The organism is Serratia sp. Tan611 (assembly GCF_905188235.1).
GTDB lineage: Bacteria > Pseudomonadota > Gammaproteobacteria > Enterobacterales > Enterobacteriaceae > Serratia_B > Serratia_B rhizosphaerae.
On record NZ_LR994655.1, the window covers coordinates 676,683 to 702,243 of the forward strand.

General features: G+C 61.5%; 27 protein-coding genes and 3 tRNA genes. 22 read left to right on the forward strand and 8 right to left on the reverse strand.

The genetic code is table 11. From position 1 onward, the window contains the following. Positions 1-112: 112 nt before the first annotated feature. The 13 genes from TAN611_RS03120 (at position 113) to TAN611_RS03180 (ending at position 11,513) form a co-directional block, all read left to right on the forward strand. On the forward strand, positions 113-745 hold the full coding sequence (locus TAN611_RS03120) for a fumarylacetoacetate hydrolase family protein (RefSeq protein WP_203067285.1): 633 nt from the start codon (positions 113-115) through the stop codon (positions 743-745). Next, positions 742-1,506: a fumarylacetoacetate hydrolase family protein gene (locus TAN611_RS03125; protein WP_105229648.1), complete on the forward strand. Its 765-nt coding sequence runs from the start codon at positions 742-744 to the stop codon at positions 1,504-1,506. Before TAN611_RS03120 ends, TAN611_RS03125 begins: the two co-directional genes overlap by 4 nt. Continuing rightward, the gene (gene hpaE / locus TAN611_RS03130; RefSeq protein ID WP_105229649.1) at positions 1,503-2,957 is read left to right on the forward strand and encodes a 5-carboxymethyl-2-hydroxymuconate semialdehyde dehydrogenase; all 1,455 of its coding nucleotides are present in this window, start codon (positions 1,503-1,505) and stop codon (positions 2,955-2,957) included. The genes TAN611_RS03125 and hpaE overlap by 4 nt, the downstream gene beginning before the upstream one ends. A 138-nt stretch (positions 2,958-3,095) precedes the next feature. Next, a complete protein-coding gene (hpaD, locus tag TAN611_RS03135; RefSeq protein WP_105229650.1) occupies positions 3,096-3,953 on the forward strand; it encodes a 3,4-dihydroxyphenylacetate 2,3-dioxygenase in 858 nt (285 codons plus the stop codon). Between the two features lie 9 nt (positions 3,954-3,962). After that, the gene (locus TAN611_RS03140; RefSeq protein WP_203067286.1) at positions 3,963-4,349 is read left to right on the forward strand and encodes a 5-carboxymethyl-2-hydroxymuconate Delta-isomerase; all 387 of its coding nucleotides are present in this window, start codon (positions 3,963-3,965) and stop codon (positions 4,347-4,349) included. Positions 4,350-4,359: 10 nt separating this feature from the next. Further along, on the forward strand, positions 4,360-5,163 hold the full coding sequence (hpaH, locus tag TAN611_RS03145) for a 2-oxo-hept-4-ene-1,7-dioate hydratase (protein WP_203067287.1): 804 nt from the start codon (positions 4,360-4,362) through the stop codon (positions 5,161-5,163). Between the two features lie 21 nt (positions 5,164-5,184). Further along, the gene (gene hpaI, locus TAN611_RS03150; protein WP_105229653.1) at positions 5,185-5,979 is read left to right on the forward strand and encodes a 4-hydroxy-2-oxoheptanedioate aldolase; all 795 of its coding nucleotides are present in this window, start codon (positions 5,185-5,187) and stop codon (positions 5,977-5,979) included. Between the two features lie 11 nt (positions 5,980-5,990). Further along, positions 5,991-7,367, forward strand: coding sequence for a 4-hydroxyphenylacetate permease (gene hpaX / locus TAN611_RS03155; RefSeq protein WP_203067288.1), 1,377 nt, complete (start codon positions 5,991-5,993; stop codon positions 7,365-7,367). A gap of 17 nt (positions 7,368-7,384) precedes the next feature. Next, a complete protein-coding gene (gene hpaA / locus TAN611_RS03160; RefSeq protein ID WP_105229655.1) occupies positions 7,385-8,281 on the forward strand; it encodes a 4-hydroxyphenylacetate catabolism regulatory protein HpaA in 897 nt (298 codons plus the stop codon). Positions 8,282-8,471: 190 nt separating this feature from the next. Further along, the gene (hpaB, locus tag TAN611_RS03165) at positions 8,472-10,034 is read left to right on the forward strand and encodes a 4-hydroxyphenylacetate 3-monooxygenase, oxygenase component (RefSeq protein ID WP_111738115.1); all 1,563 of its coding nucleotides are present in this window, start codon (positions 8,472-8,474) and stop codon (positions 10,032-10,034) included. Positions 10,035-10,052: 18 nt separating this feature from the next. Then, positions 10,053-10,568: a 4-hydroxyphenylacetate 3-monooxygenase, reductase component gene (hpaC, locus tag TAN611_RS03170; RefSeq protein WP_105229656.1), complete on the forward strand. Its 516-nt coding sequence runs from the start codon at positions 10,053-10,055 to the stop codon at positions 10,566-10,568. A gap of 278 nt (positions 10,569-10,846) precedes the next feature. Further along, positions 10,847-11,059: a hypothetical protein gene (locus TAN611_RS23450; RefSeq protein ID WP_238404503.1), complete on the forward strand. Its 213-nt coding sequence runs from the start codon at positions 10,847-10,849 to the stop codon at positions 11,057-11,059. Positions 11,060-11,072: 13 nt separating this feature from the next. After that, positions 11,073-11,513, forward strand: a complete 441-nt coding sequence (locus TAN611_RS03180) for a helix-turn-helix domain-containing protein (protein ID WP_105229658.1) — start codon at positions 11,073-11,075, stop codon at positions 11,511-11,513. 29 nt (positions 11,514-11,542) lie between these two features. Here TAN611_RS03180 and ampH read toward each other — a convergent pair whose 3' ends face one another. Together ampH and TAN611_RS03190 are read right to left on the reverse strand one after the other, a co-directional pair. Further along, entirely contained in the window at positions 11,543-12,682 is a 1,140-nt protein-coding gene (ampH, locus tag TAN611_RS03185) for a D-alanyl-D-alanine-carboxypeptidase/endopeptidase AmpH (RefSeq protein WP_105229659.1), read from the reverse strand. 150 nt (positions 12,683-12,832) lie between these two features. Next, positions 12,833-13,591 (reverse strand): FadR/GntR family transcriptional regulator, encoded by a 759-nt coding sequence (locus tag TAN611_RS03190; protein WP_203067289.1) that lies wholly within the window; start codon positions 13,589-13,591, stop codon positions 12,833-12,835. Positions 13,592-13,952: 361 nt separating this feature from the next. On the opposite strand from TAN611_RS03190, the gene TAN611_RS03195 reads away from it, so the two are divergent. Genes TAN611_RS03195 through TAN611_RS03225 form a run of 7 tightly spaced genes read left to right on the forward strand, consistent with a single transcriptional unit; the run spans position 13,953 to position 20,145 of the window. Continuing rightward, the gene (locus tag TAN611_RS03195) at positions 13,953-14,693 is read left to right on the forward strand and encodes an SDR family oxidoreductase (RefSeq protein WP_105229661.1); all 741 of its coding nucleotides are present in this window, start codon (positions 13,953-13,955) and stop codon (positions 14,691-14,693) included. Positions 14,694-14,744: 51 nt separating this feature from the next. Further along, on the forward strand, positions 14,745-15,590 hold the full coding sequence (locus TAN611_RS03200; protein WP_105229662.1) for a fumarylacetoacetate hydrolase family protein: 846 nt from the start codon (positions 14,745-14,747) through the stop codon (positions 15,588-15,590). A gap of 12 nt (positions 15,591-15,602) precedes the next feature. Then, positions 15,603-16,880: an L-fuconate dehydratase gene (locus TAN611_RS03205; RefSeq protein WP_197951237.1), complete on the forward strand. Its 1,278-nt coding sequence runs from the start codon at positions 15,603-15,605 to the stop codon at positions 16,878-16,880. An 11-nt stretch (positions 16,881-16,891) separates the two neighbouring features. Beyond that, positions 16,892-17,743: an amidohydrolase gene (locus TAN611_RS03210; protein WP_203067290.1), complete on the forward strand. Its 852-nt coding sequence runs from the start codon at positions 16,892-16,894 to the stop codon at positions 17,741-17,743. Further along, the gene (locus TAN611_RS03215) at positions 17,727-18,503 is read left to right on the forward strand and encodes an SDR family oxidoreductase (RefSeq protein WP_111737764.1); all 777 of its coding nucleotides are present in this window, start codon (positions 17,727-17,729) and stop codon (positions 18,501-18,503) included. Before TAN611_RS03210 ends, TAN611_RS03215 begins: the two co-directional genes overlap by 17 nt. Further along, positions 18,500-18,856 (forward strand): L-rhamnose mutarotase, encoded by a 357-nt coding sequence (locus tag TAN611_RS03220; RefSeq protein ID WP_105229666.1) that lies wholly within the window; start codon positions 18,500-18,502, stop codon positions 18,854-18,856. Before TAN611_RS03215 ends, TAN611_RS03220 begins: the two co-directional genes overlap by 4 nt. 59 nt (positions 18,857-18,915) lie before the next feature. After that, entirely contained in the window at positions 18,916-20,145 is a 1,230-nt protein-coding gene (locus tag TAN611_RS03225; protein ID WP_105229667.1) for a sugar MFS transporter, read from the forward strand. A gap of 1 nt (position 20,146) precedes the next feature. On the opposite strand, the gene TAN611_RS03230 is transcribed toward TAN611_RS03225, so the two are convergent. Further along, a complete protein-coding gene (locus TAN611_RS03230) occupies positions 20,147-21,208 on the reverse strand; it encodes a diguanylate cyclase (RefSeq protein ID WP_105229668.1) in 1,062 nt (353 codons plus the stop codon). 371 nt (positions 21,209-21,579) lie between these two features. Between TAN611_RS03230 and TAN611_RS03235 the strand changes: the two genes are divergently transcribed. Then, a complete protein-coding gene (locus tag TAN611_RS03235) occupies positions 21,580-21,867 on the forward strand; it encodes a DUF1435 family protein (RefSeq protein ID WP_187043658.1) in 288 nt (95 codons plus the stop codon). Positions 21,868-21,969: 102 nt separating this feature from the next. Here TAN611_RS03235 and TAN611_RS03240 read toward each other — a convergent pair. The 4 genes from TAN611_RS03240 to TAN611_RS03255 all read right to left on the reverse strand — a co-directional run bounded on the left by TAN611_RS03240 (position 21,970) and on the right by TAN611_RS03255 (position 23,355). Next, a tRNA-Leu gene (locus tag TAN611_RS03240) sits at positions 21,970-22,056 on the reverse strand. A gap of 42 nt (positions 22,057-22,098) precedes the next feature. Further along, positions 22,099-22,185 (reverse strand) — tRNA-Leu (locus TAN611_RS03245). Positions 22,186-22,219: 34 nt separating this feature from the next. Next, a tRNA-Leu gene (locus tag TAN611_RS03250) sits at positions 22,220-22,306 on the reverse strand. A 140-nt stretch (positions 22,307-22,446) separates the two neighbouring features. Continuing rightward, positions 22,447-23,355: a LysR family transcriptional regulator gene (locus TAN611_RS03255; protein WP_203067291.1), complete on the reverse strand. Its 909-nt coding sequence runs from the start codon at positions 23,353-23,355 to the stop codon at positions 22,447-22,449. Positions 23,356-23,476: 121 nt separating this feature from the next. Here TAN611_RS03255 and TAN611_RS03260 point away from each other — a divergent pair, with 121 nt between their 5' ends. Next, positions 23,477-24,472, forward strand: coding sequence for an aldo/keto reductase (locus TAN611_RS03260; protein WP_105229671.1), 996 nt, complete (start codon positions 23,477-23,479; stop codon positions 24,470-24,472). A gap of 47 nt (positions 24,473-24,519) precedes the next feature. On the opposite strand, the gene rsmC is transcribed toward TAN611_RS03260, so the two are convergent. Next, the gene (gene rsmC, locus TAN611_RS03265; protein ID WP_105229672.1) at positions 24,520-25,560 is read right to left on the reverse strand and encodes a 16S rRNA (guanine(1207)-N(2))-methyltransferase RsmC; all 1,041 of its coding nucleotides are present in this window, start codon (positions 25,558-25,560) and stop codon (positions 24,520-24,522) included. Position 25,561 lies beyond the last annotated feature (1 nt).

A 25,561-nucleotide genomic window follows, 5' to 3' on the forward strand; every position in this document is an offset into this window, starting at 1 on the left:
ACGATCACAAATCAAATTAACGGCGTTGCGTAAATGCTGAGCAGCGGTTAAAAGTAATCATTAATATATTAACGAATGCCGGATGTCCTGATTTGTGACAATAGGAGTTTGCATGAAAGGAACCGTATTTTCGGTGGCGCTTAACCACCGCAGCCAGATGGACGCCTGGGACCGCGCGTTCCATGACGCGCCCTACAAGACCCCGCCGAAGACCCCAGTATGGTTTATCAAACCGCGTAACACCTACCTGAGCCCCGGCGGTCAGATCCCGCTGCCGGCGGCAGAAAAAGTTTACAGCGGCGGCACGCTGGCGCTGGTGATCGGCGATACCGCCCGCCAGCTGCCGGCGGCGCAGGCGGCGGCGTATATCGCCGGCTATGCGCTGGCCAACGACGTCAGCCTGGCGGAGAGCAGCTTTTACCGCCCGGCGATCAAGGCCAAGTGTCGCGACGGCTTCTGCCCGCTGGGCGAGATGGCGCAGCTGGATAACATCGACCGGCTGCAGATTGTCACCGAGATCAACGGCGTGGAGCAGGATCGCTGGTCAACGGCGGATCTGGTGCGTTCCGGCGGCGAGCTGCTGGCCGCCATCAGCGAGTTTATTACGCTGCAGCCGGGGGATGTGCTGCTGATCGGCACGCCGCATCAGCGGGTGGCGATTAACCCGGGCGACGAGGTGACGATCCGCGCCGCCGGCCTGCCGGCACTCAGCAACGTTGCGGTTTTGGAAGGAGAGCAAGCATGAAGCACGCGCGCATTCGCCATCACGGCCAGATGTTTAACGTCAGCGTTGACGAGCAGCTGCGGGTCACGCTGCCGGACGGCACGCAACTGAATGAAACCGACGTCGAATGGCTGCCGCCGGCACAGGGCACGGTGTTCGCGCTGGGGCTGAACTACGCCGACCACGCCAGCGAACTGGAATTTAAAGCGCCGGAAGAGCCGCTGGTGTTTCTGAAGGCGGCCAATACCCTGACCGGCCACCGCCAGGTGTCGGTGCGTCCGGCCGGGGTGGAGTACATGCACTATGAGGCCGAGCTGGTGGCGGTGATCGGCAAAACCGCCCGTCACGTCAGCCGCGAGCAGGCGATGGAGTACGTCGCCGGCTACACCCTGTGCAACGACTACGCCATCCGCGACTACCTGGAAAACTACTATCGGCCGAACCTGCGGGTGAAAAGCCGCGACGGCCTGACGCCGATCGGCCCGTATATCGTCGACCGCGACGATATCGGCGATCCGCACCGCCTGCAGCTCAGCACCTATATCAACGGCGAGCTGCGCCAGCGCGGCACCACCGCCGACATGATTTTCGATATTCCGTATCTCATCAGCTATCTCAGTGAATTTATGACGCTGCAGCCGGGCGACATGATCGCCACCGGCACGCCGAAAGGGCTGGCCGACGTGCAGCCGGGGGACGAAGTGGTGGTGGAGATTGAAGGCATCGGCCGCCTGGTCAACCACATTATCAGCGAACACGATTATCAGGAGAGCCTGCGATGAAAACCATCAACCACTGGATCGACGGCAAAAACGTGACCAGCAGCGAGTACTTCACCACCACCAATCCGGCCAACGGCGAGGTGCTGGCGGAGGTGGCCTCCGGCGGGCAGGCGGAGATCGATATGGCGGTGGCGGCGGCCAAGGCGGCGTTCCCGAAATGGGCCAATACGCCGATGAAGGAGCGTGCGCGCCTGATGCGCCGGCTGGGCGAGCTGATCGATGAAAACGTGCCGCAGATCGCCGAGATGGAAACCGCCGATACCGGCCTGCCGATCCACCAGACCAAAAACGTGCTGATCCCGCGCGCCTCGCACAACTTCGAGTTCTTTGCCGAGGTGTGCCAGCAGATGAACGGCAAAACCTACCCGGTGGACGACAAGATGCTCAACTACACCCTGGTGCAGCCGGTCGGGGTGTGCGCGCTGGTGTCGCCGTGGAACGTGCCGTTTATGACCGCCACCTGGAAGACCGCCCCTTGCCTGGCGCTGGGCAATACCGCGGTGCTGAAAATGTCCGAACTGTCGCCGCTGTCCGCCGACCGTCTGGGGGAGCTGGCGCTGGAGGCCGGCATTCCGGCCGGGGTGCTGAACGTGGTGCAGGGCTACGGCGCCACCGCCGGCGATGCGCTGGTGCGCCATCCGGACGTGCGTGCGGTCTCCTTTACCGGCGGCACCGCCACCGGCCGCCGCATTATGCAGAGCGCCGGGCTGAAGAAATATTCGATGGAACTGGGCGGCAAATCGCCGGTGCTGGTGTTTGAGGATGCCGATATCGAACGCGCGCTGGACGCCGCGCTGTTCACCATCTTCTCGATCAACGGCGAACGCTGCACCGCCGGCTCGCGTATTTTCATTCAGGAAAGCATTTACCCGGAATTCGTCAAACGTTTCGCCGAGCGCGCCAACCGCCTGCGGGTGGGCGACCCGACCGATCCGCAGACCCAGGTCGGCGCGTTAATCAGCCAGCAGCACTGGGAGAAGGTGTCCGGCTATATCCGTCTGGGCGTGGAAGAGGGCGCCTCGCTGCTGGCCGGCGGGCCGGATAAGCCGCAGGGGTTGGAGTACGGCAACTTCCTGCGGCCGACGGTGCTGGCGGATGTCGACAACCGCATGCGCGTGGCGCAGGAGGAGATTTTCGGACCGGTGGCCTGCCTGCTGCCGTTCAAGTCAGAAGAAGACGGCCTGCGGATGGCCAATGATGTGGAATACGGTTTGGCGTCCTATATCTGGACCCAGGATGTGAGCAAGGTGATGCGCCTGGCGCGCAATATCGAAGCCGGCATGGTGTTCGTCAATACGCAGAACGTGCGCGATCTGCGCCAGCCGTTCGGCGGGGTGAAGGCCTCCGGCACCGGCCGCGAAGGCGGTGAGTACAGCTTTGAAGTGTTCGCCGAGATGAAGAACGTCTGCATCTCAATGGGCGACCATCCGATCCCACGCTGGGGCGTTTAAGCCTCATGTTTTTGAATTAAAAACAGGACTATACCCAATCGCTTTCGGATTGCCGCGGCCCCGTGAGGGGGAAGCCCATGGATGGGCCGCACAGCCAACAACGCGGCAATTCGAAAGATGAAGGGGATAGGAGGACTTATGGGTAAGTTAGCGTTAGCCGCAAAGATTACGCATGTGCCGTCGATGTATCTGTCTGAACTACCGGGAAAAAACCACGGCTGCCGCCAGGGGGCGATCGACGGCCACAGGGAGATCGGCGCGCGCTGCCGAGAAATGGGCGTCGACACCATTATCGTGTTCGATACCCACTGGCTGGTGAACAGCGCCTACCACATCAACTGCAGCGACCATTTCGCCGGCGTCTACACCAGTAACGAACTGCCGCACTTTATCCGCGATATGAGCTATGAGTACGACGGCAATCCGCAGTTGGGGCAGATGATCGCCGATGAGGCCTGCAAGCTCGGCGTACGCGCCAAGGCGCACGATATTCCCAGCCTGAAGCTGGAGTACGGCACGCTGGTGCCGATGCGCTATATGAACAGCGATCGCCACTTTAAAGTGGTGTCGATCTCCGCCTTCTGCACCGTGCACGACTTCGCCGACAGCCGCCGGCTGGGGGAAGCGATCAAAACCGCGATCGAAAACTATGACGGCACCGTGGCGGTGCTCGCCAGCGGCTCGCTGTCGCACCGTTTTATCGACGACCAGCGCGCCGAAGAGGGCATGAACAGCTACACCCGCCAGTTTGACCAGCAGATGGACGAGCGGGTGGTGAAACTGTGGGCCGAGGGGCGCTTCCGCGAGTTCTGCGAAATGCTGCCGGAGTACGCCGATTACTGCTACGGCGAGGGCAATATGCACGACACCGTGATGCTGCTGGGGCTGCTCGGCTGGGACAAGTATGACGGCAAGGTGGAGTTTATCACCCCGCTGTTCGCCAGTTCCGGCACCGGGCAGGTCAACGCCGTGTTCCCGCTTCCCGCTGAAGCCTGAGGTAAAGCCATGCCCCATTTTTACGCTGAATGTACCGACAATATCCGCGAGCAGGCGCAGCTGCCCGCGCTGTTCGCCAAGGTGAATCAGGCGCTGGCGGACACCGGCATCTTTCCGCTCGGTGGCGTGCGCAGCCGCGCCATCTGGCTGGACACCTGGCAGATGGCCGACGGCAAGCAGGATTACGCTTTTGTGCATATGACGCTGAAAATCGGCCACGGCCGCAGCCTGGAGAGCCGGCAGCAGGTGGGCGAGATGCTGTTTGCGCTGATTAAAGAACACTTTGCCGCGCTGACGGCCAACCGCTACCTGGCGCTCTCTTTCACCATGGAAGAGCTGGACCCGGTGCTGAATTACAAACAGAACAATGTTCACGCGCTGTTCAGTCAATCCTGAGAGGTGGTAAATGCTGGATAAAAACCTGTTGAGCCGTGCGGTACAACGCTTGCATCAGGCGGAGCAAAACCGGGAGCAGATCCGCGCGCTGTCGATCGATCATCCGGAGATCACCATTGAGGACGCCTACGCCATTCAGCGCCAGTGGGTGGAACTGAAGATCGCCGAAGGGCGGACGCTGAAAGGGCACAAGATTGGCCTGACCTCGCGCGCCATGCAGGTCAGCTCGCAGATCACCGAGCCGGACTACGGCGCATTGCTGGACGATATGTTCTTCAACGAAGGCAGCGATATTTCCATTGACCGCTTTATCGTGCCGCGGGTCGAGGTGGAGCTGGCGTTTGTACTGGCCAAACCGCTGCGCGGGCCGAACTGCACGCTGTTTGACGTGTATAACGCCACCGACTACGTGATTCCGGCGCTGGAGATTATCGACGCGCGCTGCCACAACGTCGACCCGGAAACCCAGCGCCCGCGCAAGGTGTTCGACACCATTTCCGATAACGCCGCCAACGCCGGCGTGGTGATGGGCGGCCGGCCGATCAAGCCGGACGCGCTGGATCTGCGCTGGATAAGCGCACTGCTGTATCGCAACGGGGTGATTGAAGAGTCCGGCGTCGCCGCCGCGGTGCTGAACCACCCGGCCAACGGCGTGGCCTGGCTGGCGAATAAACTGTTTCCGCACGACGTCGAACTGGAGGCCGGGCAGATTATTCTCGGCGGCTCGTTTACCCGCCCGGTGGCGGCGCGACGCGGCGATACCTTCCACGTGGATTACGGCCCGATGGGCTGCATCAGCTGCCGCTTTGTGTAACGGCGGCCAGGGGAAAACGCGATGCTTATCAATACCTTCAAACAGGCGCTGCAGGAAAAGCGCCCGCAGATCGGCCTGTGGCTCGGCCTGTGCAGCAGCTACAGCGCCGAGCTGCTGGCCGGCGCCGGTTTCGACTGGCTGCTGATCGACGGCGAACATGCGCCCAACAACGTGCAGACGGTGCTCGGCCAGCTGCAGGCGACGGCGCCGTACCCGAGTCATCCGGTGGTGCGCCCGCCGTGGAACGATCCGGTGGTGATCAAACAGCTGCTGGACGTGGGGGCGCAGACGCTGCTGATCCCGATGATCCAGAACGCCGAACAGGCGCGCGCGGCGGTGCGCGCCACGCGCTATCCGCCGCACGGCATACGCGGCGTCGGCAGCGCGCTGGCGCGGGCCTCGCGCTGGAACCGGGTGCCGAACTACCTGCATGACGCCGACGCGCAAATGTGTGTGCTGGTGCAGATTGAAACCCGCGAGGCGGTCAGTAACCTGGACGATATTTTGCAGGTCGACGGGGTGGACGGGGTGTTTATCGGCCCGGCGGATCTGAGCGCCGATATGGGCTTTGCCGGCAACCCGCAGCACCCGGAGGTGCAGCAGACCATCGATGACGCCATCGCGCGTATCCGCGCCGCTGGCAAAGCGCCGGGTATTCTGATGGCGCAGGCGGATCTGGCGCGCCACTATCTGGCGTGCGGCGCGCTGTTTGTGGCGGTGGGCGTCGATACCACCCTGCTGGCGCGGGCGGCGGAGAAACTGGCCGCCGAGTTTAAAGCGGGAACGGCGCAGGGCGATGCCCCGGGCGTCTATTAATCGGAGCCATCATGAACCAGGTCGATTCGCAGCCGCATAAAGCGCAGAGCGCCGCCGAGCAGTCGGTGATTAACAAGCTGTTTCGGCGTCTGATCGTGTTTCTGTTTATTCTGTTTGTCTTCTCGTTTCTCGACCGTATCAACATCGGCTTCGCCGGCCTGACCATGGGGCAGGATCTGGGCCTCAGTTCCACCATGTTCGGCCTGGCGGCGACGCTGTTTTATGTCACCTATGTGATTTTCGGCATTCCCAGCAACATCATGCTGAGCATCGTCGGCGCGCGGCGCTGGATCGCCACCATTATGGTGCTGTGGGGCATTGCTTCCACCTGTACGCTGTTCGCCACCGGGCCGACCAGCCTGTATGTGCTGCGCATGATCGTCGGCATTACCGAAGCCGGCTTTCTGCCGGGGATCCTGGTGTACCTCACCTACTGGTTCCCGGCCTATTACCGCGCCCGCGCCAATGCGCTGTTTATGATCGCCATGCCGGTCACCATGGCGATCGGCTCGCTGGTGTCCGGCTATATTCTGGCGCTGGACGGCGTGCTGAACCTGAAGGGCTGGCAGTGGCTGTTCCTGTTGGAAGGCATTCCGTCGGTGCTGCTGGGCGTGGTGGTGTGGTTCTATCTGGACGATACCCCGGCCAAGGCCAAGTGGCTGAGCGCCGAGGAGAAAAGCAGCCTGCAGGCGATGATGGAGGCCGACAAACGGCAGCAGACGGCCGCCGCCGCGCCGCGGCAGACATCATCGCGCAGCCTGTGGCGCGAGGTGTTCACGCCGATCGTGCTGATGTATACGCTGGCCTACTTCTGCCTGACCAACACCCTGAGCGCGATCAATATCTGGACGCCGCAGATCCTGCAAAGCTTTAACCAGAACAGCAGCAATATCGTCATCGGCATTCTGGCGGCGATCCCGCAGATCTGCACCATCGCCGGCATGGTGTGGTGGAGTAAACGATCGGATCGGCTGCAGGAGCGCAAGCGGCATACCGCCTTGCCGTATCTGTTTGCCGCCGCCGGCTGGCTGCTGGCGTCGGCCACGCATCATAGCCTGATCCAGCTGCTGGGGATCATTATGGCGTCGGTCGGTTCGTTTACCGCGATGGCCATTTTCTGGACCACGCCGGATCGCGCCATCAGTCTGGAAGCGCGCGCGGTGGGGATCGCGCTGATCAACGCCACCGGCAATATCGGCTCGGCGGTCAGCCCGCTGCTGATCGGCTGGCTGAAGGATCTGACCGGCAGCTTCAACTCCGGGCTGTATTTCGTCGCCGGGCTGTTGGTGATAGGCGCGCTGCTGGTGTGGCGCATTCCGATGAACGCCGCGCAGCGGCGCAGCACCGTCAATCATGACAAGATCACCGGGGATGAGCTTGCCCCCTGACGACACAGGAGAAGGACGTGCAGAAAAGTACCGGCTTTATCGCCAACATCGATATCTGTAAAGAGTACGATGCGCGTTACGCCGCGGACGATGTGCATTATGAAACCTTTGCCGGGCTGGCGGCGTTTTTCGGCCGCGATATGCAGGTGCACTGGCATGACTGCTTTTTTCAGCTGCACTTTCTGGAGACCGGCAAGATCGAGCTGCAGCTGGACGACCAGCACTATTCGGTGCAGGCGCCGCTGTTTATCCTGACGCCGCCGTCGGTGCCCCACGCCTTTTTCACCGAGCCGGACAGCGACGGCCACGTGCTGACGGTGCGTCAGGAGCTGATCTGGCCGCTGCTGGAGCGGCTGTACCCCGGCAGCAATCTGGCGCTGGATATGCCCGGCATCTGCATGTCGCTGGCGAGCGCGCCGCAGGAGCTGGCGGCGCTCAGCCACTACTGGGCGCTGATCCGCCGCGAGTTTTCCGCCGGGCTGGCGGGGCGCGAACAAACGCTGACGCTGCTGGCGCAGGCGGTGTTCACCCTGCTGCTGCGCAATACCGCGCTGGAGGATTCGGCGGCCACCGGCGTGCGCGGCGAGCTGAAGTTGTTCCAGCGTTTCAACAAGATGGTGGACGAACGCTTCCGCGAGCATCTGCCGGTGCCGGAATATGCCCAGGCGCTGGGGGTGACCGAATCGCGGCTCAATGATCTGTGCCGGCGCTTCGCCAACCGCTCGCCGAAACGGCTGATTTTCGACCGGCTGCTGCGCGAGGCCAAGCGCCTGCTGCTGTTCAGCGCCTGCACGGTGCATGAGACCGCCTACAGCCTGGGATTCAAGGACCCGGCCTACTTCGCCCGCTTTTTCAACCGGCTGGAAGGTTGCTCGCCGAGCCGCTATCGCGCCGCGCAACACGCCCTGTCATAACGGCGGAATACCGCCTGGATCACAGTTTGCCGCGAAAGCGGCGCTCCCCTCTGAAAAGTACCGACGATTGCCGCAAAAGTCTCTTCTCGAAACCGGCGTTGGGGTCTTCAATTAAGCAACCAAAAGAAAACATTATTTTAACAATATGCCGCGCTGCGGCCGTGAAAATACCGATTACGAGGGGCACCCGATGAAACCAGAAGACTTCCGCGCTGACAATAAACGCCCGTTCACCGGCGCTGAATACCTGAAAAGCCTGCAGGATGGCCGTGAAATTTATATTTACGGCGAGCGGGTCAAGGATATCACCACCCATCCGGCGTTCCGCAACGCCGCCGCGTCCGTCGGCCAGCTGTATGACGCGCTGCACGATCCGGCCAGCCATGACCGCCTGTGCTGGGGCACCGACACCGGCAACGGCGGCTATACCCATAAGTTTTTCCGCTATGCCCGCAGCCCGGAAGAGATGCGCCAGCAGCGCGACGCCATCGCCGACTGGTCGCGTCAGAGCTACGGCTGGATGGGACGCACCCCGGACTATAAGGCGGCGTTCGGCTGTGCGCTGGGGGCCTATCCCGAGTTTTACGGCCAGTTCGCCGACAATGCCCGCAACTGGTATCAGCGGATTCAGGAAACCGGCCTGTACTTCAACCACGCCATCGTCAACCCGCCGATCGACCGTCATAAGCCGGTCAACGAGGTGAAAGACGTGTTTATCAAGGTAGAGAAAGAGACCGACGCCGGTATCATCGTCAGCGGCGCCAAGGTGGTTGCCACCAACTCGGCGCTGACCCACTACAACTTTATCGGCTTCGGTTCGGCGCAGGTGATGGGCGATAACCCGGACTTCGCGCTGATGTTCGTCGCGCCGATGGACGCCGAAGGGGTGAAGCTGATTTCCCGCGCCTCGTATGAGCTGGCCGCCGGCGCCACCGGATCGCCGTTCGATTACCCGCTCTCCAGTCGCTTTGACGAAAACGATGCTATTCTGGTGATGGACCATGTGCTGATCCCGTGGGAGAACGTACTGATTTACCGCGATTTCGACCGCTGTCGCCGCTGGAGCACCCAGGGCGGGTTTGCCCGTCTGTTCCCGCTGCAGGCCTGCGTGCGTCTGGCGGTGAAGATGGACTTTATCACCGCGCTGTTGCAAAAGAGCCTGGGCTGCACCGGCGTGTTGGAGTTTCGCGGCGTACAGGCCGATCTGGGAGAAGTGGTGGCCTGGCGCAACCTGTTCTGGTCGCTGAGCGACGCGATGTGCGCCGAAGCCACCCAGTGGGAGAACGGCGCCTATCTGCCGGATTCCGCCGCGCTGCAGACTTACCGCGTGATGGCGCCGATGGCCTACACCAAGGTGAAGCATATTATCGAAAAGAACGTGACCAGCGGCCTGATTTACCTGCCGTCCAGCGTGCGTGATATGAACAACCCGGCGATCGACAAGTACCTGGCGCAGTACGTGCGCGGATCCAACGGCATGGATCATGTGGAACGCATCAAGATCCTGAAGCTGATGTGGGATGCGATCGGCAGCGAATTCGGCGGCCGCCACGAGCTGTATGAGATCAACTATGCCGGCAGCCAGGATGAGATCCGCCTGCAGTGCCTGCGCCACGCACAGGGATCCGGCACCATGGATCAGATGATGCAGATGGTCGACAAATGTCTGTCCGACTACGATCAGAACGGCTGGACGGTGCCGCACCTGCATAACAATGATGATATTAATCAGCTGAATAACTTGCTGAAATGATTTTTGGAGGAGGTTGCTATGTCTCAGGAAAATGAACACCGGCTGCGCTTTCGCGATGCGATGGCCAGCCTGTCGGCGGCGGTGAATATCGTCACCACTAACGGCCCGGCGGGGCGCTGCGGCATTACCGCCACCGCGGTCTGTTCGGTGACCGATACGCCGCCGTCGCTGATGGTGTGTATCAACCGCAACAGCGCGATGAACCCGGTATTTCAGGAAAACGGCCGGCTGTGCGTCAACGTGCTGAACCATGAGCAGGAGATGATGGCGCGCCACTTTGCCGGCATGACCGACGTCTGCATGGAAGACCGCTTCCGGCTGGAAGAGTGGCAGACCGGCGCGCTCGGTCAGCCGATGCTGCGCCACACGCTGGCGAGCCTGGAAGGGGAGATCACTCAGGTGCAGAGCGTCGGCACCCATCAGGTGTATCTGGTGGAGATCAAGCAGATTGCGCTCAGCGACGGCGGTCACGGCCTGATCTACTTTAAACGCAACTTCCACCCGGTGATGCACCAGATGGCGGCGCTGGCATAAACTTATCCTGCGCCGATGCCTGCAGAGGGCGGAGCGTGCTCCGCCCTCTGGCTTTTCTCTCCGCGTTAATCGTGTAACACGCTTGTCCACGCCTGATTAACCTGTCAAAATGATAGCTATCAAATTGACAGGTGATAAAATGGATTTTATACCCCCTGACAACATCAGCGAATTTCCTCTGCGTCCGGCGGCGGCCAAAAGGCTGTTGCAGCAGCTGGCGACATCGCATACCGAGCGTATTCTGTTAAGCGCCCATGCCCGGCAGAGGATGGCAGAGGATGGCGGAGCGGCGGATATCGCTGCGGCAAATTCTGGCGGTACTCAGCAGCCGCCACAGCCGCTTTACCGAGCTGCCCCATCTGACGCCGGCGGGCGACTGGAAGCTGAATATGCTCGGCGTGGCTGCCGGCGAGCGGATAGAGGTAGTCGTGGTGTTGAAACGGGTGGTAAGCGATCCCGCCGCCTTGGTGGTGACGGTGATGATCCATTAGCGAGGAAACAACGGTGTATCACTATATCGAAAGCGGTTTGAATACGATTTGGCTGGCGAATGGCGTTCATCAGTCAGAGATCGAGGGTGAAATCTACATCAGCATTGAGGACGTCGCGGGGTTGCATCGCTCCATTGCCCGGGCGCTGGTGGCGTGCGAGCGCCCGTTGCAGGCGGATGAAATCCGCTTCTTGCGGGTGGAAATGAATATGTCGCAGAAGGCGCTGGCGGAACTGCTGGGGGTCGATGTGCAAACGGTCGCCCGCTGGGAAAAGGCGCAGAGCAGCTTACCGCGTATGACAGACGTGATGTTGCGCATGCTGTATCTGGAATCCGTCAACGAAAGCAGCCGGGTTGGCGCCTGCTTGCGGATGCTGGCGCAGGCGGGCGTTGCCAACTCGATGGATAAACTGGTGTTTGAAGAACGCAACCACGCCTGGCGGCGGAGCAGCTAACTGGGCGCAGGTTCCTGCGCCCGATGCCATCAGCCCTTGTTGGCCACCAGATCGGCCACCAGCCGGTTGACCGGGTCGCTCATATTGGTGAAGCGGGTCAGATCCGAACGGGTCACCACCACAAACACGCCGATATTATTCTGCGGCGACATCGCCATATAGGTGATAAAGCCGCCGCCGCCGCCGGTTTTCTGAATAATGCCCGGCAGGCCGTCTTTCGGCGCCATATAGATCCAGCCGAGGCCTAACGCATCCGCATCGCCGGGGACGTCCATCCCTTTCAGCGACACCAGTTCACGGCGCTGGAAGTACATGGTCTGCTCGCGGGCGGCGGTGGTTTTGCGCGGGCTGGCCTGCGAATCGAGGAACTGCTGCATCCAGCGCTGGATATCGCGCGGCGTAGAGTAAATGCCGCCGCTGCCGGCCGCCGCCACGGTATTGCCGCAGGCGCTGGGGCCGACGGAGGCCACCATCAGGCGCGAGCACTGCTCGGCGCTCGGCGTCAGCGTGGTGTCGACCATGCCGAGCGGCCCGGTGATCTTCTCACGCAGCAGCCTGGTGTAGGGTTTGCCCGCCGCCCGCGACAGCGCGTCGGCCAGCAGATCGTAAGCCAGGTTGGAGTAGGAGGCATGCACCCCCGGCGGCACGGTGATGTGCGCATGGGCCAGCCACTGCCAGCGCTGCGCCTTGGTCGGCCAGGTGAACACCGGCGTCTTCGGCGGTTTTTTGCCCGGCTGCTCGCGCGGCAGGCCGCTGGTATGGGTCGCCAGATTCAGCAGCGTAATCGGCTGGCGTGAATTATAGCCGGGCACGTAGGCGCCGGACGGGGAATATTTGCGCAGCGGGTCGGTCAGCTTGAGCCTGCCTTCCGCCGCCAGCTTCACCATCACCTCGCTGGTCATCAGCTTGGTGATGGAGGCGATGCGGATCAATGAGTCCGGACGCGGACGCTGGTTGTTGCCCGGGCGGGTGTCACCGAAGCTGCGGTTGACCACCTGATTGCCGTCGATCGCCACCAGCGCCATGCCGGTGGCGCCGCTGTTGTAGAAAATATGCTCGGCGTACTGGTCGACGATCTGCGACGTCAGCCGCGGCGTCTCGGCCTGCGCCGACAGCGACAGGCTGCCCAGGCCGAGGGTTACTAAAACGGCAGAGAAAATAGTCTTCAACGGTCCATATCCATTTCAAAATACAGCATCAAGAGCGAAATCAGCGCCTGGCGGCCTGACGGAACAGGCTTTAGTGTAATGCGCCCGCGCCCTCGCCGCATGGGGAAAATGCGCGCAGATGCGTAAAGTTTGCGCTGTGTCCGCTACGGCTTACTGTGCCCGTGCAAAAATCGCGATCACCTGGTCCAGATGGGTCTTCATCGCCCTGCGCGCGCCGCGAACGTCGCGCGCCTCAATGGCGGTCAGTATCGCCTGGTGCTCCTGCTCGGAGCGGTGCGGCATATCCTCCGGCGTATAGTGGCGCTGCAACACCCGGAACATGCTGCCGTAACGGTGGCCGAGCAGGTGGGCGATGATAAAGGCGTAGGCCGGGTTGCCGCTGGCCTGGGCGATGCGGATATGGAACAGCCGGTCGCCGGGATGGGTGGCGGAACCGGCGCGGTTGTCGCGGCAGTTCTGCTGGTAGGCGGCGCGGATGCCCGCCAGCTCTTCGTCGCTGGCGTGTCGGGCAGCCAGCGCGGCGGTTTCCGGCTCAATCAGCAGGCGGGTCTGCAGCAGCGAAAAGGGCGGCAGCTCGGCGTTGAAATCCAGCGAGATATTCAGTTCGTCGTCGACATCGGCCCACTGATCGCGGCCGGCCTGCTGCATTACCGGTTCCTGCGACGTCAGCGTCGCCGACGGCGCTTTGACGATCACGCCGTTGCCCACCTTCACATCCACCAGACCGATCACCTCCAGCGCGATCAGCGCTTCGCGCACCGAAGCGCGGCTGACCTGCAGCTGCTGCGCCAAATCGCGTTCGGAAGGCAGGCGGCTGCCGGGGGGAAACTCATTGTTTTCGATCAGACGCTTCAGCTGGTCGGCTATCTGTCTGTAAATTCTTGGATTTTCCAGTCGGGTAATCGGCATGTTCAACCTTCGGCACGTTGGCATTAAGTGATTCAGCGCACAAATATTGCTCAATTCGCTTGAGTGTTGGTTAATCAGGTGTAAAAAATTAGTTAATTGAAATGTTGTTTTAAAACGTTGTTATACCCTAAATAATTCGAGTCGCAGGAAGGCGGCCAGGGAAGGAATCCCCGATGAGCTTACACCGGTCAGTGATCCGGGTGACTGAACGCAGCCAACACACCTGCAGCTTGAAGTATGACGGGTATATTTACTTTCTCACCAAACGATAACGCGTAAAGCGTCTTTTGTCATGGTAAAGGCCTGACCTTTAACCGCCTTTAGTGGCCTGACCATTAGACCTTTAAGCCAAGGAGTTGCTATGGATCTCACCGGGAAACGTGCGCTGATTACCGCCGCCGGGCAGGGCATCGGCCTCAGTACCGCCAAACTGTTCGCCGCGGCGGGGGCGGAGGTGATTGCCAGCGATATCAATACCGATGCGCTGCAGGGGCTGGCGGGCATTACTCCGCTGCGGCTGGACGTGACCGACACCGCGGCGATTGCGGCGGCGGCGGAAACGCTGGGCACGGTCGACGTGCTGTTTAACTGCGCCGGGGTGGTGCACAGCGGCACGATTTTGCAGTGCAGCGAGCAGCAGTGGCGCTTCGCCCTCGACCTGAACGTCAGCGCCATGTTCCACACCATCCGCGCGTTTCTGCCGGCGATGCTGGCGCAGCGCCGGGGGACGATTATCAATATGTCGTCGGTGGCCTCCAGCGTGAAAGGCGTGCCGAACCGCTTTGCCTATGGCGCCACCAAGGCGGCGGTGATTGGCCTTACGCGGTCGGTGGCGGCGGACTACGTCGCCGACGGCATCCGCTGCAACGCCATCTGTCCCGGCACGGTGGAGTCACCGTCGCTGCGTCAGCGCATTGCCGAGCAGGCGCGCGAGCAGGGGCGCGGCGAAGACGAAGTGTACCAGGCGTTTGTGGCGCGCCAGCCGATCGGGCGCATCGGTAAAACCGACGAAATTGCCCAGTTGGCGCTGTATCTGGCCTCTGATGCCAGCGCCTATACCACCGGCACCGTGCAGATTATTGACGGCGGCTGGAGCAACTGATCCGTTGCGCGCCGCTGTGGCGCGTGATTTCTCTCTGACATTGGGGACTGTATGAAACTGTTACGTTATGGCGCCGTGGGGCAGGAACGTCCGGGCGTGTTGGATGAACACGGAGACATTCGCGATCTTTCTCAGCATATCGCCGACGTTGGCGGCGCGGCGCTGCTGCCGGACAGCATCGATCGGCTGCGGCAGCTGGATATCGCCAGTCTGCCGCGGGTAGAGGGGCAGCCGCGTCTCGGCGCCTGCGTCGGCGGCATCGGTAAATTTATCTGTATCGGCCTGAATTACGCCGATCACGCGGCGGAAACCGGCGCGACGATTCCCGAAGAGCCGGTGGTGTTCAGCAAATGGACCAGCGCGGTGGTCGGGCCGAACGACGACGTGGAGATCCCGCGCGGCTCGCAGAAAACCGACTGGGAAGTGGAACTGGGGGTGGTGATCGGCCAGGGCGGGCGCTATATCGCCGAGCAGGATGCGCTGCGCCACGTCGCCGGTTACTGCGTGATTAACGACGTGTCCGAACGCGAATTCCAGATTGAGCGCGGCGGCACCTGGGACAAAGGCAAAGGCTGCGACACTTTCGGCCCGACCGGCCCGTGGCTGGTGACCGCCGACGAGGTGCCGGATCCGCAGAACCTCAGGCTGTGGCTGGAGGTGGACGGCCGGCGCTATCAGGACGGCAGCACCCGCACCATGATTTTTTCCGTCGCGCATATCATCAGCTACCTGAGCCGTTTTATGAGCCTGCAGCCGGGAGACGTGATCTCCACCGGCACGCCGCCGGGCGTTGGCATGGGGCAGCGGCCGCAGCCGGTTTACCTGCGCGCCGGCCAGACGATGCGGCTGGGGATCGACGGGCTGGGCGAGCAGCGACAAACCACGGTACAGGCCTGACGGGAGTATGCCATGACGACGATTACCGCGCTGCGGGTGGAGGATATCCGCTTCCCGACCTCGCAGCAGTTGGACGGTTCCGATGCGATGAATCCCGATCCGGATTATTCGGCGGCCTATGTGATTCTGGACACCGATCGGCCGGATCTGAGCGGCCACGGGCTGACGTTTACCATCGGCCGCGGCAATGAGATCTGCTGCGCGGCGATCCGTGCGCTGGAGCCGCAGATCGTCGGTCGGCGGCTGGCGGATATCACCGCCGATATGGGGACGTTCTGGCGTCAGTTTACCGGCGACAGTCAGCTGCGCTGGATCGGGCCGGACAAAGGGGCGATCCACCTGGCGACCGGGGCGGTGGTCAACGCCGTCTGGGATCTGTGGGCCAAGGCGGAGGGCAAGCCGCTGTGGCAGCTGGTGGCGGATATGACGCCGGAAGAGCTGGTGCGCTGCATCGACTTTCGTTACATCACCGACTGCATCACGCCGCAGGAGGCGCTGGTGCTGCTGCGCGAACGGGCGGAAGGCCAGGCGCAGCGGCGGGAAAATCTGCTGCAGAACGGCTACCCCTGCTACACCACCTCGGCCGGCTGGCTGGGCTACCCGGACGACAAACTGCGGCGGCTGTGCCAGCAGGCGGTGGACGCCGGTTTCTCCCATATCAAGCTGAAGGTCGGGCGCGATCTGCAGGATGATATTCGCCGGGTGCGCATTGCCCGTGAAACGATCGGCCCGGATCGTCAGCTGATGATCGACGCCAATCAGGTGTGGGAAGTGGAAGAGGCGATCGCCTGGGTCAATCAGCTGGCGTTCGCCAACCCCTGGTTTATTGAGGAGCCGACCAGCCCGGACGATGTGGAGGGGCACCGGCGCATCCGCGAGGGCGTGCGGCCGGTGAAGGTGGCCGGCGGCGAGATGTGTCAGAACCGTATTCTGTTCAAACAGTTCATTATGCGCGGCGCGCTGGACGTGGTGCAGATTGACGCCTGCCGCCTGGGCGGGGTGAACGAGGTGCTGGCGGTGATGCTGATGGCGGCGAAGTACCGGCTGCCGGTCTGCCCGCACGCCGGCGGCGTCGGCCTGTGCGAGTACGTGCAGCACCTGTCGATGATTGACTATCTGTGCATCGCCGGCAGCCATGAGGGGCGGGTCATTGAATATGTCGATCATCTGCATCAGCACTTTGTCACGCCGTGCGAGATTCGCGGCGCGGCCTATATGCCGCCGCGCGCGCCGGGCTATTCGATCGAGATGAAGTCGGCCTCGATCGAACGGTTCCGCTTTCGCGGTTAGGGGCGGCCAAGATGTTACGCATCGACGCCCATCAGCATTACTGGCGCTACCTGCCCGCCGACTATCCGTGGATTGACGACGACATGGCGGTGCTGCAACGCGACTACGGCCCGGCGCAGCTGCGGCCGTGGCTACAGCAGCACCGGCTGGACGGTGCGCTGGTGGTGCAGGCGCGGCACAGCGAGCAGGAAACCGCATGGCTGCTGACGCAGGCGCCGCAGCTTGGTGGGATGTGCGGCGTGGTCGGCTGGCTGGATATTGCCTCGCCGCACCTGGCGCAGCGGCTGGAACGGCGGCATCCGCTGCTGCGCGGCGTACGTCATCTGGTGCAGGACGAGGCGGACCCGGCCGGCTGGCTGGAACGGCCGGCGGTGAATCAGGGCATGCGTCTGCTGCAGCGGCAGGGCTATGCCTATGACCTGCTGGTGACGCACCGCCACCTGGCCGATGCGGTGCGCTTTGCCGCCCGCCATGATGACCACTGGCTGGTGCTGGACCATCTGGGCAAGCCGGATATTGCCGCCGGCGCGCGGCACTGGGCGCGGCAGATCGCGCCGCTGGCGGCGATGCCGCACGTGGCGTGCAAGCTGTCCGGGCTGATTACCGAAGCGCCGGGCGGCCGCTGGCAGGCGGCGCAGCTGCTGCCGTTTTTCGAAGAGGCGCTGGCGGCATTCGGCCCGCAGCGGCTGATGTTCGGTTCCGACTGGCCGGTATGCCTGCTGGCGGGCGACTACCCGCAGGTTTACCGGCTGTGTGAGCAGGCGCTGGCCGCCCTGAGTCCGTCGCAGCAGGCGGCGATCTGGGGCGGCAGCGCCTGCCGGGTTTACGGTTTAACGGAGTCTGACGATGGATCTGTATCTTGAAGATAAGGTGGTGATTGTCACCGGCGGCGGCTCCGGCATCGGCGCGGCGATTTCGCTGACGCTGGCGCAGGAGGGCGCGGTGCCGGCTATCGTCACCAACGCAGCGCCGGATGAGGCGTTTCTCGCCCGGCTGACGGCGCTGCAGCCGCGCAGCAGCGTGGTGATGGCCGATCTGTGCCGGGAGAGCGACTGCCAGCAGGCGGTGGCGCAGGTGCTTGAACGCTATGGCCGGCTGGACGGGCTGGTGAATAACGCCGGCGTGAATGACGGCGTGGGGCTGGAGGCCGGGCGCGCGGCGTTCCTCGGCTCGCTGGAGAAAAACCTGCTGCACTATTACCAGATGGCGCATCTTTGCCAGGCGGCGCTGCAGGACAGCCAGGGGGCGATCGTCAATATCGCTTCGAAGACCGCACTGAGCGGGCAGGGCGGCACCAGCGGTTATACCGCCGCCAAAGGCGCGGTGCTGGCGCTGACGCGCGAGTGGGCGGTGTCGCTGCGGGAGAGCAAGGTGCGCGTCAATGCGGTGGTGCCGGCGGAGGTGATGACGCCGCAGTATCAGCGCTGGATAGACACCTTCGACCAGCCGCAGCGGCAGCTGGCGAAGATCAGCGCCCACATCCCGCTGGGACAGCGGATGACCACGCCGCAGGAAATCGCCGATACCGTGGTATTCCTGCTCTCCGGCCGTTCGTCCCACACCACCGGGCAGTGGCTGTCGGTGGACGGCGGCTATCTGCACCTTGACCGGGCGATTACATGAGCGGCGCAGCGCAGCGGCGGCGCTTCTGTCAGGCGCTCGACCTGGTCGACTCACCGGCGCTGATTGCCGAGTATCAGCGTCATCATCAGCGTATCTGGCCGCAGATTGCCGGGCATTTGCGCGACCACGGCATTCTGGAGATGGAGATTTATCGCCTCGGCACCCGGCTGTTTATGGTCGTCGAGGTCAGCGCCGCGTTCGACGCCGGACGTTTTGAGCGCGACAGCCGGCTTAACCCCGATGTTCAGCGCTGGGAAGCGTTGATGTGGAAATATCAGGTTGCAACGCCCTGGACGCCGCCGGGCGAAAAATGGGTGGTGATGGAGCAAATCTTCTCATTAACCGAACAATGAATCGGCCGCGCCGCGCGTGGTTGCTGCGGCGGGTCATTTAACACAACGGGGATACGATTATGCTTGCTGATAAAACCGCTGCGCCTGCGCAGACGGGCGCCAGCGCACGTAGCAATTTGCGCTGGGCTTTTATTCTGGTGACCAGCCTGTTTTTCATGTGGGGATTGTCTTACGGATTATTGGACGTGCTGAATAAGCATTTTCAGGAAACGCTGCACGTGACCAAAGCGCAGTCGGGATTATTGCAGGCGGCCTATTTCGGCGCTTATTTTCTGGTGGCGCTGCCCGCCGGCTATTTTATGGATAAACACGGTTACAAGGCGGGAATATTAGTCGGATTATGTTTATATGCCGTCGGCGCGTTGTTATTTGTGCCGGCCGCCTCGGCCAATAGTTTCGCGCTATTTTTATTCGCACTGTTTGTTATCGCCTGCGGGCTGGGCTGTTTGGAAACGGCGGCCAATCCTTACGCCACGGTATTGGGTGATGCCGGCGGCGCGGAGCGGCGGCTGAATCTGGCGCAGTCTTTCAACGGTCTCGGTCAGTTTATCGGGCCGATGATCGGCGGCACGCTGTTTTTCTCGGCGATGCACAACGACGGCGGCGGCGATCAGGGGACGGTAAAAATGACCTACGTGGTGATTGCCGTGCTGGTGCTGGCGATCGCCCTGCTGTTCCGCCGCACCCGGCTGCCGGATATTCGTGAAGAGGCGCCCGCAGCGCACGGTGCGGCGGCGCAGGGATTGTGGCGGCAGCGTCACTTTACCGGCGGCGTGATCGCGCAGTTTTTCTATGTGGCGGCTCAGGTCGGCGTCGGCGCGTTCTTTATCAACTACGCCACCGAACACTGGGCGGATGTCTCTAACCAGCGGGCATCTTATCTGCTGTCGGTCGCCATGATCTGTTTTATGCTCGGCCGCTTCTTCAGCACCTGGCTGATGGGGCGGGTGAAGCCCGCCACGCTGCTGATGGTTTATGCGCTGATTAATATCGTGCTGTGCGGCGTGGTGATGCTGAGCATCGACGGCGTGTCCGTGGTGGCGCTGATTGCGGTGTTCTTCTTTATGTCGATTATGTTCCCGACCATTTTCGCCCTCGGGGTGAAAAATATGGGGCAACATACCAAGCGCGCCAGCTCGTTTATGATTATGGCTATCGTCGGCGGTGCGGTGATGCCGTACTTCATGGGCACCATTGCCGACCGTTACAGCACCGCGCTGGCCTACGGGCTGCCGCTGCTGTGCTTTGTCGTGGTGCTGGCGTACGGCCTGCGCCAGCGCCGCGCCTGACTTACGGGCGCGCCGTCGCCAGTCGTACGCTGTTGCGACCGTTGTTTTTCGCCTGGTACAGCGCGCTGTCGGCGGCGCGGATGGCCGAGTCCACGTCCAGTTGCTCCAGCGGTGAAATGCCGGCGCTGAGGGTAACGTAGGTGGCGGCCAGCTGATTGAAACCGTGCGGGATCGCCAGCGCCTGCACCCGCAGGCGGATCTGTTCTGCCTGCTGGGCGGCGTATTCTTTACTGACGTTGGTCAGCAGTACCAGAAATTCTTCGCCGCCGTAGCGCACCACGATATCGCGCGAGCGTACCGCATCGCGGATGGCGCAGGCGACCTTCACCAGCGCCTGATCGCCCATGGTATGGCCATAGTGGTCGTTATAGGCTTTGAAACGGTCGATATCCAGCAGCAGTACAAAGTGCAGGCCGCTTTGCGGCGTGGTCAGCAGCGTCAGCTTGTTTTCCAGCCCGCGCCGGTTATACAGGCCGGTCAGCGGGTCGAGCATGCTGAGGTTGCTGAGTTTGTCACGCTCTTCATACAGGCGGGCGACCAGCGCATAGGTGAAGGATTCGCTGCGTTTCAGCATCAGATGGTGGATGGAAAAGGCGATAATCGGCAGCACGCTGATAAACAGGATGCGCAGGGTATTATGCTGGTTGTCGAGCAGCAGGATAATCAGCGCGGAGGGCACGGCGTGCAGGCAGAAGGCGATGACGTTGTCGGTCAGGGTAATCGCGCTGATAAAAAAGATGCTGAACAGGCTAATAATCAGATAGTTTTGTACATTCGGCAGCAGATATTGGCTTTTCATATAAATATGTCCGGCCCACAGCAGACCTAATACGCCGGAAAAATACTCCAGCCGTTTTATATAATTCCCCGGCGAGCGTAAGGTAAATAATAGCGCCGCCAGACAAAACAAGGGGATACCGAACAGCGGCGGGGTGATGGCTGGGGTATTTCTCAACGGCATTAATAAGGTGAAAAGGGAAGAGGCTATATTCATCAGCAAGAACAGTAATATCGCTAACCGATGCTTGCTATTTAGCAGTTCCTGATAAGAACGTGCATTCATTATTAGTGTGTCCGTGCAGTCGACATTGAGCAGTAGGTCATTATATCCGTCATACTTCAAGCTGCAGGTGTGTTGGCTGCGTTCAGTCACCCGAATCACTTACCTGATTAAGCTCATCGGGATTCCTTCCCGCCTTCCTGCAACTCGAATTATTTAGGGTATATATCCCGATCGATAATAAGGAATATCGGCGGTATAATTTCCTGACGTTATTATTAAAAAATTATTATAATAGGATTATTCTTAAGTCAAATTATCACTTTTTCACCGGGTTGTCATCCGCGTTTCACCCGGCGCTCGCGAAAGAGGTGCAGGGTGAAAAGAAGTGTTATATGATATTGGTTATCATTATCACTTGAGGGTGAGCCGTCATGATTGCCGCCATGATTACCGCATGTGGGTTGTGGAGTGTGACCTGGTGTTTGGGGGAGCGTTTATCCAGCGCCTGGGGCGTGCTGCTGCCCTGCGCCCTGTTGCCGCTGTTGGCTATGGTCAACCTGGACATGATGCAGCTGCGCAGCCTGATCGTTATCGCCATGCTGGCGACGTTGGTGATGCTGTTCAACAGCCGCTGGCGCCACTATCTGCTGCTGCCTTCCTGCATGGCGCTGGCCGGCGGGCTGGCCGCCATCAGTCTGCATTTCGATCTGACGCCGTAAGCCGGCGCACGGCAAATCGCAGATATGACAAAACCACGCCTGGGCGTGTTGGTTGCTTTTTGGTGTTTTTTATTCGGGGAAACAATGAGAAAGGACATCAATTGGTGCGAAGAGAGGGACTTGAACCCTCACGTCCGTAAGGACACTAACACCTGAAGCTAGCGCGTCTACCAATTCCGCCACCTTCGCACAGTCGATGTTACTGCTTGATTTTGATTTATATCACCAGCGTGGTGCGAAGAGAGGGACTTGAACCCTCACGTCCGTAAGAACACTAACACCTGAAGCTAGCGCGTCTACCAATTCCGCCACCTTCGCACAGATGCTGTGCAATATAAATCTTGTGGTTATTTGGTGCGAAGAGAGGGACTTGAACCCTCACGTCCGTAAGGACACTAACACCTGAAGCTAGCGCGTCTACCAATTCCGCCACCTTCGCATACCATAAACATTGATTTCAGCAATGTCACCACGGGGCCGAATTCTAGAGATTTTGGCGAACACGTCAATAGTTATTTCGGTGTTTTGGGGCGATCGCTGTAAAAAGCGTCATATTTCTTTCATCTGGCCGCCATTCGCTTATTTCTCATGCAGCGGACGCCCGGCAAACAGTTCGATCAGCCAGTCAATCAGCACCCGCACGCGCGGCGCCAGAAAGCGGCCGGGCGGATACATAATGTGCAGCGGCATCGGCGGCGGCGGGGTATCGGCCAGCACTTCCACCAGTTCGCCGCGCTTCAGACGCGGAGCCAGCGAGTAGCGCGGCGCCTGGATCAGCCCCAGGCCGGTCAGACAGGCGCTGGCGTAGGCGTCGGCGCCGCTGACGCTCAGCCGTGCGGGCAGCGTACGCAGTTCCACCTGGCCGCCTCGGCAGAATTCCAGCGGGTAGTCCTGATTGTTGCTGAGCGAGAAGTAGCCTACCGCCTGATGGCCGGTCAGATCGTCCGGCGAGCGCGGCGTGCCGAAGCGCTGCAGATAGTCCGGTGAGGCGCAGGTGATCTGCGGCAGTTGCGCAATGCTGCGCGCCACCAGCGTGTCGTCCTCGCTGCTCCAGGCGCGCAGCACGCAGTCGACGCCGTCGCGCAGCAGATTGACCTGCGTGTCGTTGGCTCCCAGCGCCAGCGTGATATCGGGGTAGCGCCGGTAGAAATCCTCCAGCGCCGGGATCACCACTTCGCGTGCCAGCGAATGCGGCATATCGATGCGCACCCGGCCGGACGGCTGCAGCTTTTGCTGGCGGAACAGCGTGTTGGCTTCTTCCAGCGCGCCGAGCAGTTGGATGCAGCGCTGGTAATACAGCGTGCCTTCATGGGTGACCTGCACCTGGCGGGTGGTGCGGATCAGCAGGCGTACGCCAAGCTGCTGCTCCAGCCGCTTTAACACGTTGCTGACCGTGGCGCGCGGCAGCTGCAGGCGTTCCGCCGTGCGGCTGAAGCTGCCCAGCTCGACGATACGGGTGAAAACACGCATGGCCTGAATCTGATCCATTTCGATCCCCGTCCGCGATTGTTAGCGATTTTTGAACAGTGATGAACAATATGCATGATTTATCTTCCCAGCGCTAACAACCAAACTCAGTGGCGAAACATTCAACCGCGAGGCAGACACGATGAAACAGCGCACACTAGGTTCCAACGGCCCGAGCGTTTCCGCTCTGGGGTTAGGCTGCATGGGCATGAGCGATTTCTACTCCACCGCTTATGATGAAAAAGAGGCCATCGCCACGCTGCACCGGGCGCTGGAACTGGGGGTAACCCTGCTGGACACCGCCGATATGTACGGGCCGCACACCAATGAACAGCTGGTGGGCAAGGCGATCAAAGGTAAGCGGGAGCAGGTATTTCTGGCCACCAAGTTCGGCATTGTGCGCGACCCGGCGGATCCGCAGGCGCGCGGCGTCTGCAGCCGGCCGGAGTATATCCGTCGTGCGGTGGAAGGCAGCCTGCAGCGGCTGGGGGTGGAGACGATCGATCTTTACTACCAACACAGGGTGGATCCTGAGGTGCCGATCGAAGAAGTGGTCGGCACGCTGGCGGATCTGATTAAACAGGGCAAGATCCGCCATATCGGCCTGAGCGAAGCCTCGGCGGCGACGCTGGAGCGGGCGCATCAGGTGCATCCGATTACCGCGCTGCAGAGCGAATACTCGTTGTGGACGCGCGATGTGGAGCTGCAGGGACAACTGGCGGCCTGCGAGCGGCTGGGCATCGGCTTTGTTGCCTACAGCCCGCTGGGACGCGGCTTCCTGACCGGCGCTATCCAGCGGCCAGACGATCTGGCCGAAGATGATTTCCGCCGCAGCAACCCGCGTTTTCAGGGGGATAATTTCGCCCGTAACCTGGCGCTGGTGGAGAAGGTTAGTGAACTGGCGCAGGCTAAAGGCGTCACGCCGTCGCAGCTGGCATTAGCCTGGGTGATGGCGCAGGGCGAACATATTGTGCCGATTCCGGGCACCAAACGCCGGCGCTATCTGGAGGAGAACGTGGCGGCAGCGTCGCTGGCGCTGAGCGCGCAGGAGCTGGCGGCGATTGAGGCGGTATTCCCGCAGCAGGCAGCGGCCGGGGCGCGTTACGGGCAGGAATCAATGGGCTACGTTAACCGTTGATGCGTGTTATCCCTGACGCCGTGGCGTCAGGGATATCGGTTGAAGACTTATTTCTTCTTCGGCGCGCGCGGCGGACGACCGACGGTAGCCTGATACACCTTGAAGCGGCCGTTTTGCGCCAGCACTTCGTGGCTGCCGAAGACGGCGTCGAGAATGTCCGGATACGGCAGGAAGGCGTTGGCGACAATGCGCAGCTTACCGCCGATCGGCAGGTGCTTCACCGCGCCGCGGATTAGCGTTTCCGCCGCGGTGAGGCTGGTGGCCAGCCCGTCGTGGAACGGCGGGTTGGAGATGATCATATCGAAACGGCCGCTGATATCGGAGTAGACGTTGCTGACCAGCACCTCGCCCTCGATGCCGTTGGCCGCCAGCGTCGCCCGGCTGGCGGCGACCGCCGCCGCGTTGACGTCGCTCAGCGTCAGTTTCACCTTCGGTGACATCTTCGACATCACGCTGGCGAGTACGCCGGCGCCGCAGCCGATATCCAGCACCTTGCCTTTCATATGCGGTTCCAGCGTGGACAGCAGCAGCGAACTGCCGACGTCCAGACCGTCGCGGCTGAATACGCCCGGCAGCGTTTTCACTTCCAGATCGTGCAGCGCGTAGCTCTGCCACCAGTCGTCGAGGTTAAAGGCCGGCCGGCTGTCGATACGGCCGTGGTACAGACCACAGCGGCGCGCGCTGTCGATTTTAACCAGCTGCACGTGATCGGCGACGGTTTGCTCCGCGCTGCGCACGCCGCTGCGGTTTTCACCGACCACAAACACTTCTGCGCCCACCGGCAGCAGCGCCAGCAGATTGCACAGCTGGAACTGCGCTTCCTGTTTGCTCTTCGGCCAGTAATAAACCAGCGTATCGCAGTCGGCCACGAACCCGGCGTCGACCGTCAGGCCGAACTGCACATTGTCGCCCATCGCCCGGTTTAATAACTGCCAATGATGATATTGCTGGGTATGCACCCGTACGTCTGCGGCCTCGAACTGGGCGGGCAGGCTATCTTGCAGATCGCCGGCAAACAGTACGCGGCGTTCGGTAAATTCATCACTGTGGCGCAGCATCACTTCGCTGGCGGGGGTTAATGCAGACATC

Excerpts from the sequence above, each read along its gene's own strand:
- TAN611_RS03120 (WP_203067285.1), top strand. The coding sequence starts at position 113 with ATGAAAGGAACCGTATTTTCGGTGGCGCTTAACCACCGCAGCCAGATG.
- TAN611_RS03125 (WP_105229648.1), top strand. The coding sequence starts at position 742 with ATGAAGCACGCGCGCATTCGCCATCACGGCCAGATGTTTAACGTCAGC.
- hpaE (WP_105229649.1), top strand. The coding sequence starts at position 1,503 with ATGAAAACCATCAACCACTGGATCGACGGCAAAAACGTGACCAGCAGC.
- hpaD (WP_105229650.1), top strand. The coding sequence starts at position 3,096 with ATGGGTAAGTTAGCGTTAGCCGCAAAGATTACGCATGTGCCGTCGATG.
- TAN611_RS03140 (WP_203067286.1), top strand. The coding sequence starts at position 3,963 with ATGCCCCATTTTTACGCTGAATGTACCGACAATATCCGCGAGCAGGCG.
- hpaH (WP_203067287.1), top strand. The coding sequence starts at position 4,360 with ATGCTGGATAAAAACCTGTTGAGCCGTGCGGTACAACGCTTGCATCAG.
- hpaI (WP_105229653.1), top strand. The coding sequence starts at position 5,185 with ATGCTTATCAATACCTTCAAACAGGCGCTGCAGGAAAAGCGCCCGCAG.
- hpaX (WP_203067288.1), top strand. The coding sequence starts at position 5,991 with ATGAACCAGGTCGATTCGCAGCCGCATAAAGCGCAGAGCGCCGCCGAG.
- hpaB (WP_111738115.1), top strand. The coding sequence starts at position 8,472 with ATGAAACCAGAAGACTTCCGCGCTGACAATAAACGCCCGTTCACCGGC.
- hpaC (WP_105229656.1), top strand. The coding sequence starts at position 10,053 with ATGTCTCAGGAAAATGAACACCGGCTGCGCTTTCGCGATGCGATGGCC.
- TAN611_RS23450 (WP_238404503.1), top strand. The coding sequence starts at position 10,847 with ATGGCGGAGCGGCGGATATCGCTGCGGCAAATTCTGGCGGTACTCAGC.
- TAN611_RS03190 (WP_203067289.1), bottom strand. The coding sequence starts at position 13,591 with ATGCCGATTACCCGACTGGAAAATCCAAGAATTTACAGACAGATAGCC.
- TAN611_RS03195 (WP_105229661.1), top strand. The coding sequence starts at position 13,953 with ATGGATCTCACCGGGAAACGTGCGCTGATTACCGCCGCCGGGCAGGGC.
- TAN611_RS03200 (WP_105229662.1), top strand. The coding sequence starts at position 14,745 with ATGAAACTGTTACGTTATGGCGCCGTGGGGCAGGAACGTCCGGGCGTG.
- TAN611_RS03205 (WP_197951237.1), top strand. The coding sequence starts at position 15,603 with ATGACGACGATTACCGCGCTGCGGGTGGAGGATATCCGCTTCCCGACC.
- TAN611_RS03210 (WP_203067290.1), top strand. The coding sequence starts at position 16,892 with ATGTTACGCATCGACGCCCATCAGCATTACTGGCGCTACCTGCCCGCC.
- TAN611_RS03215 (WP_111737764.1), top strand. The coding sequence starts at position 17,727 with ATGGATCTGTATCTTGAAGATAAGGTGGTGATTGTCACCGGCGGCGGC.
- TAN611_RS03220 (WP_105229666.1), top strand. The coding sequence starts at position 18,500 with ATGAGCGGCGCAGCGCAGCGGCGGCGCTTCTGTCAGGCGCTCGACCTG.
- TAN611_RS03225 (WP_105229667.1), top strand. The coding sequence starts at position 18,916 with ATGCTTGCTGATAAAACCGCTGCGCCTGCGCAGACGGGCGCCAGCGCA.
- TAN611_RS03230 (WP_105229668.1), bottom strand. The coding sequence starts at position 21,208 with ATGAATGCACGTTCTTATCAGGAACTGCTAAATAGCAAGCATCGGTTA.
- TAN611_RS03235 (WP_187043658.1), top strand. The coding sequence starts at position 21,580 with ATGATTGCCGCCATGATTACCGCATGTGGGTTGTGGAGTGTGACCTGG.
- TAN611_RS03255 (WP_203067291.1), bottom strand. The coding sequence starts at position 23,355 with ATGGATCAGATTCAGGCCATGCGTGTTTTCACCCGTATCGTCGAGCTG.
- TAN611_RS03260 (WP_105229671.1), top strand. The coding sequence starts at position 23,477 with ATGAAACAGCGCACACTAGGTTCCAACGGCCCGAGCGTTTCCGCTCTG.
- rsmC (WP_105229672.1), bottom strand. The coding sequence starts at position 25,560 with ATGTCTGCATTAACCCCCGCCAGCGAAGTGATGCTGCGCCACAGTGAT.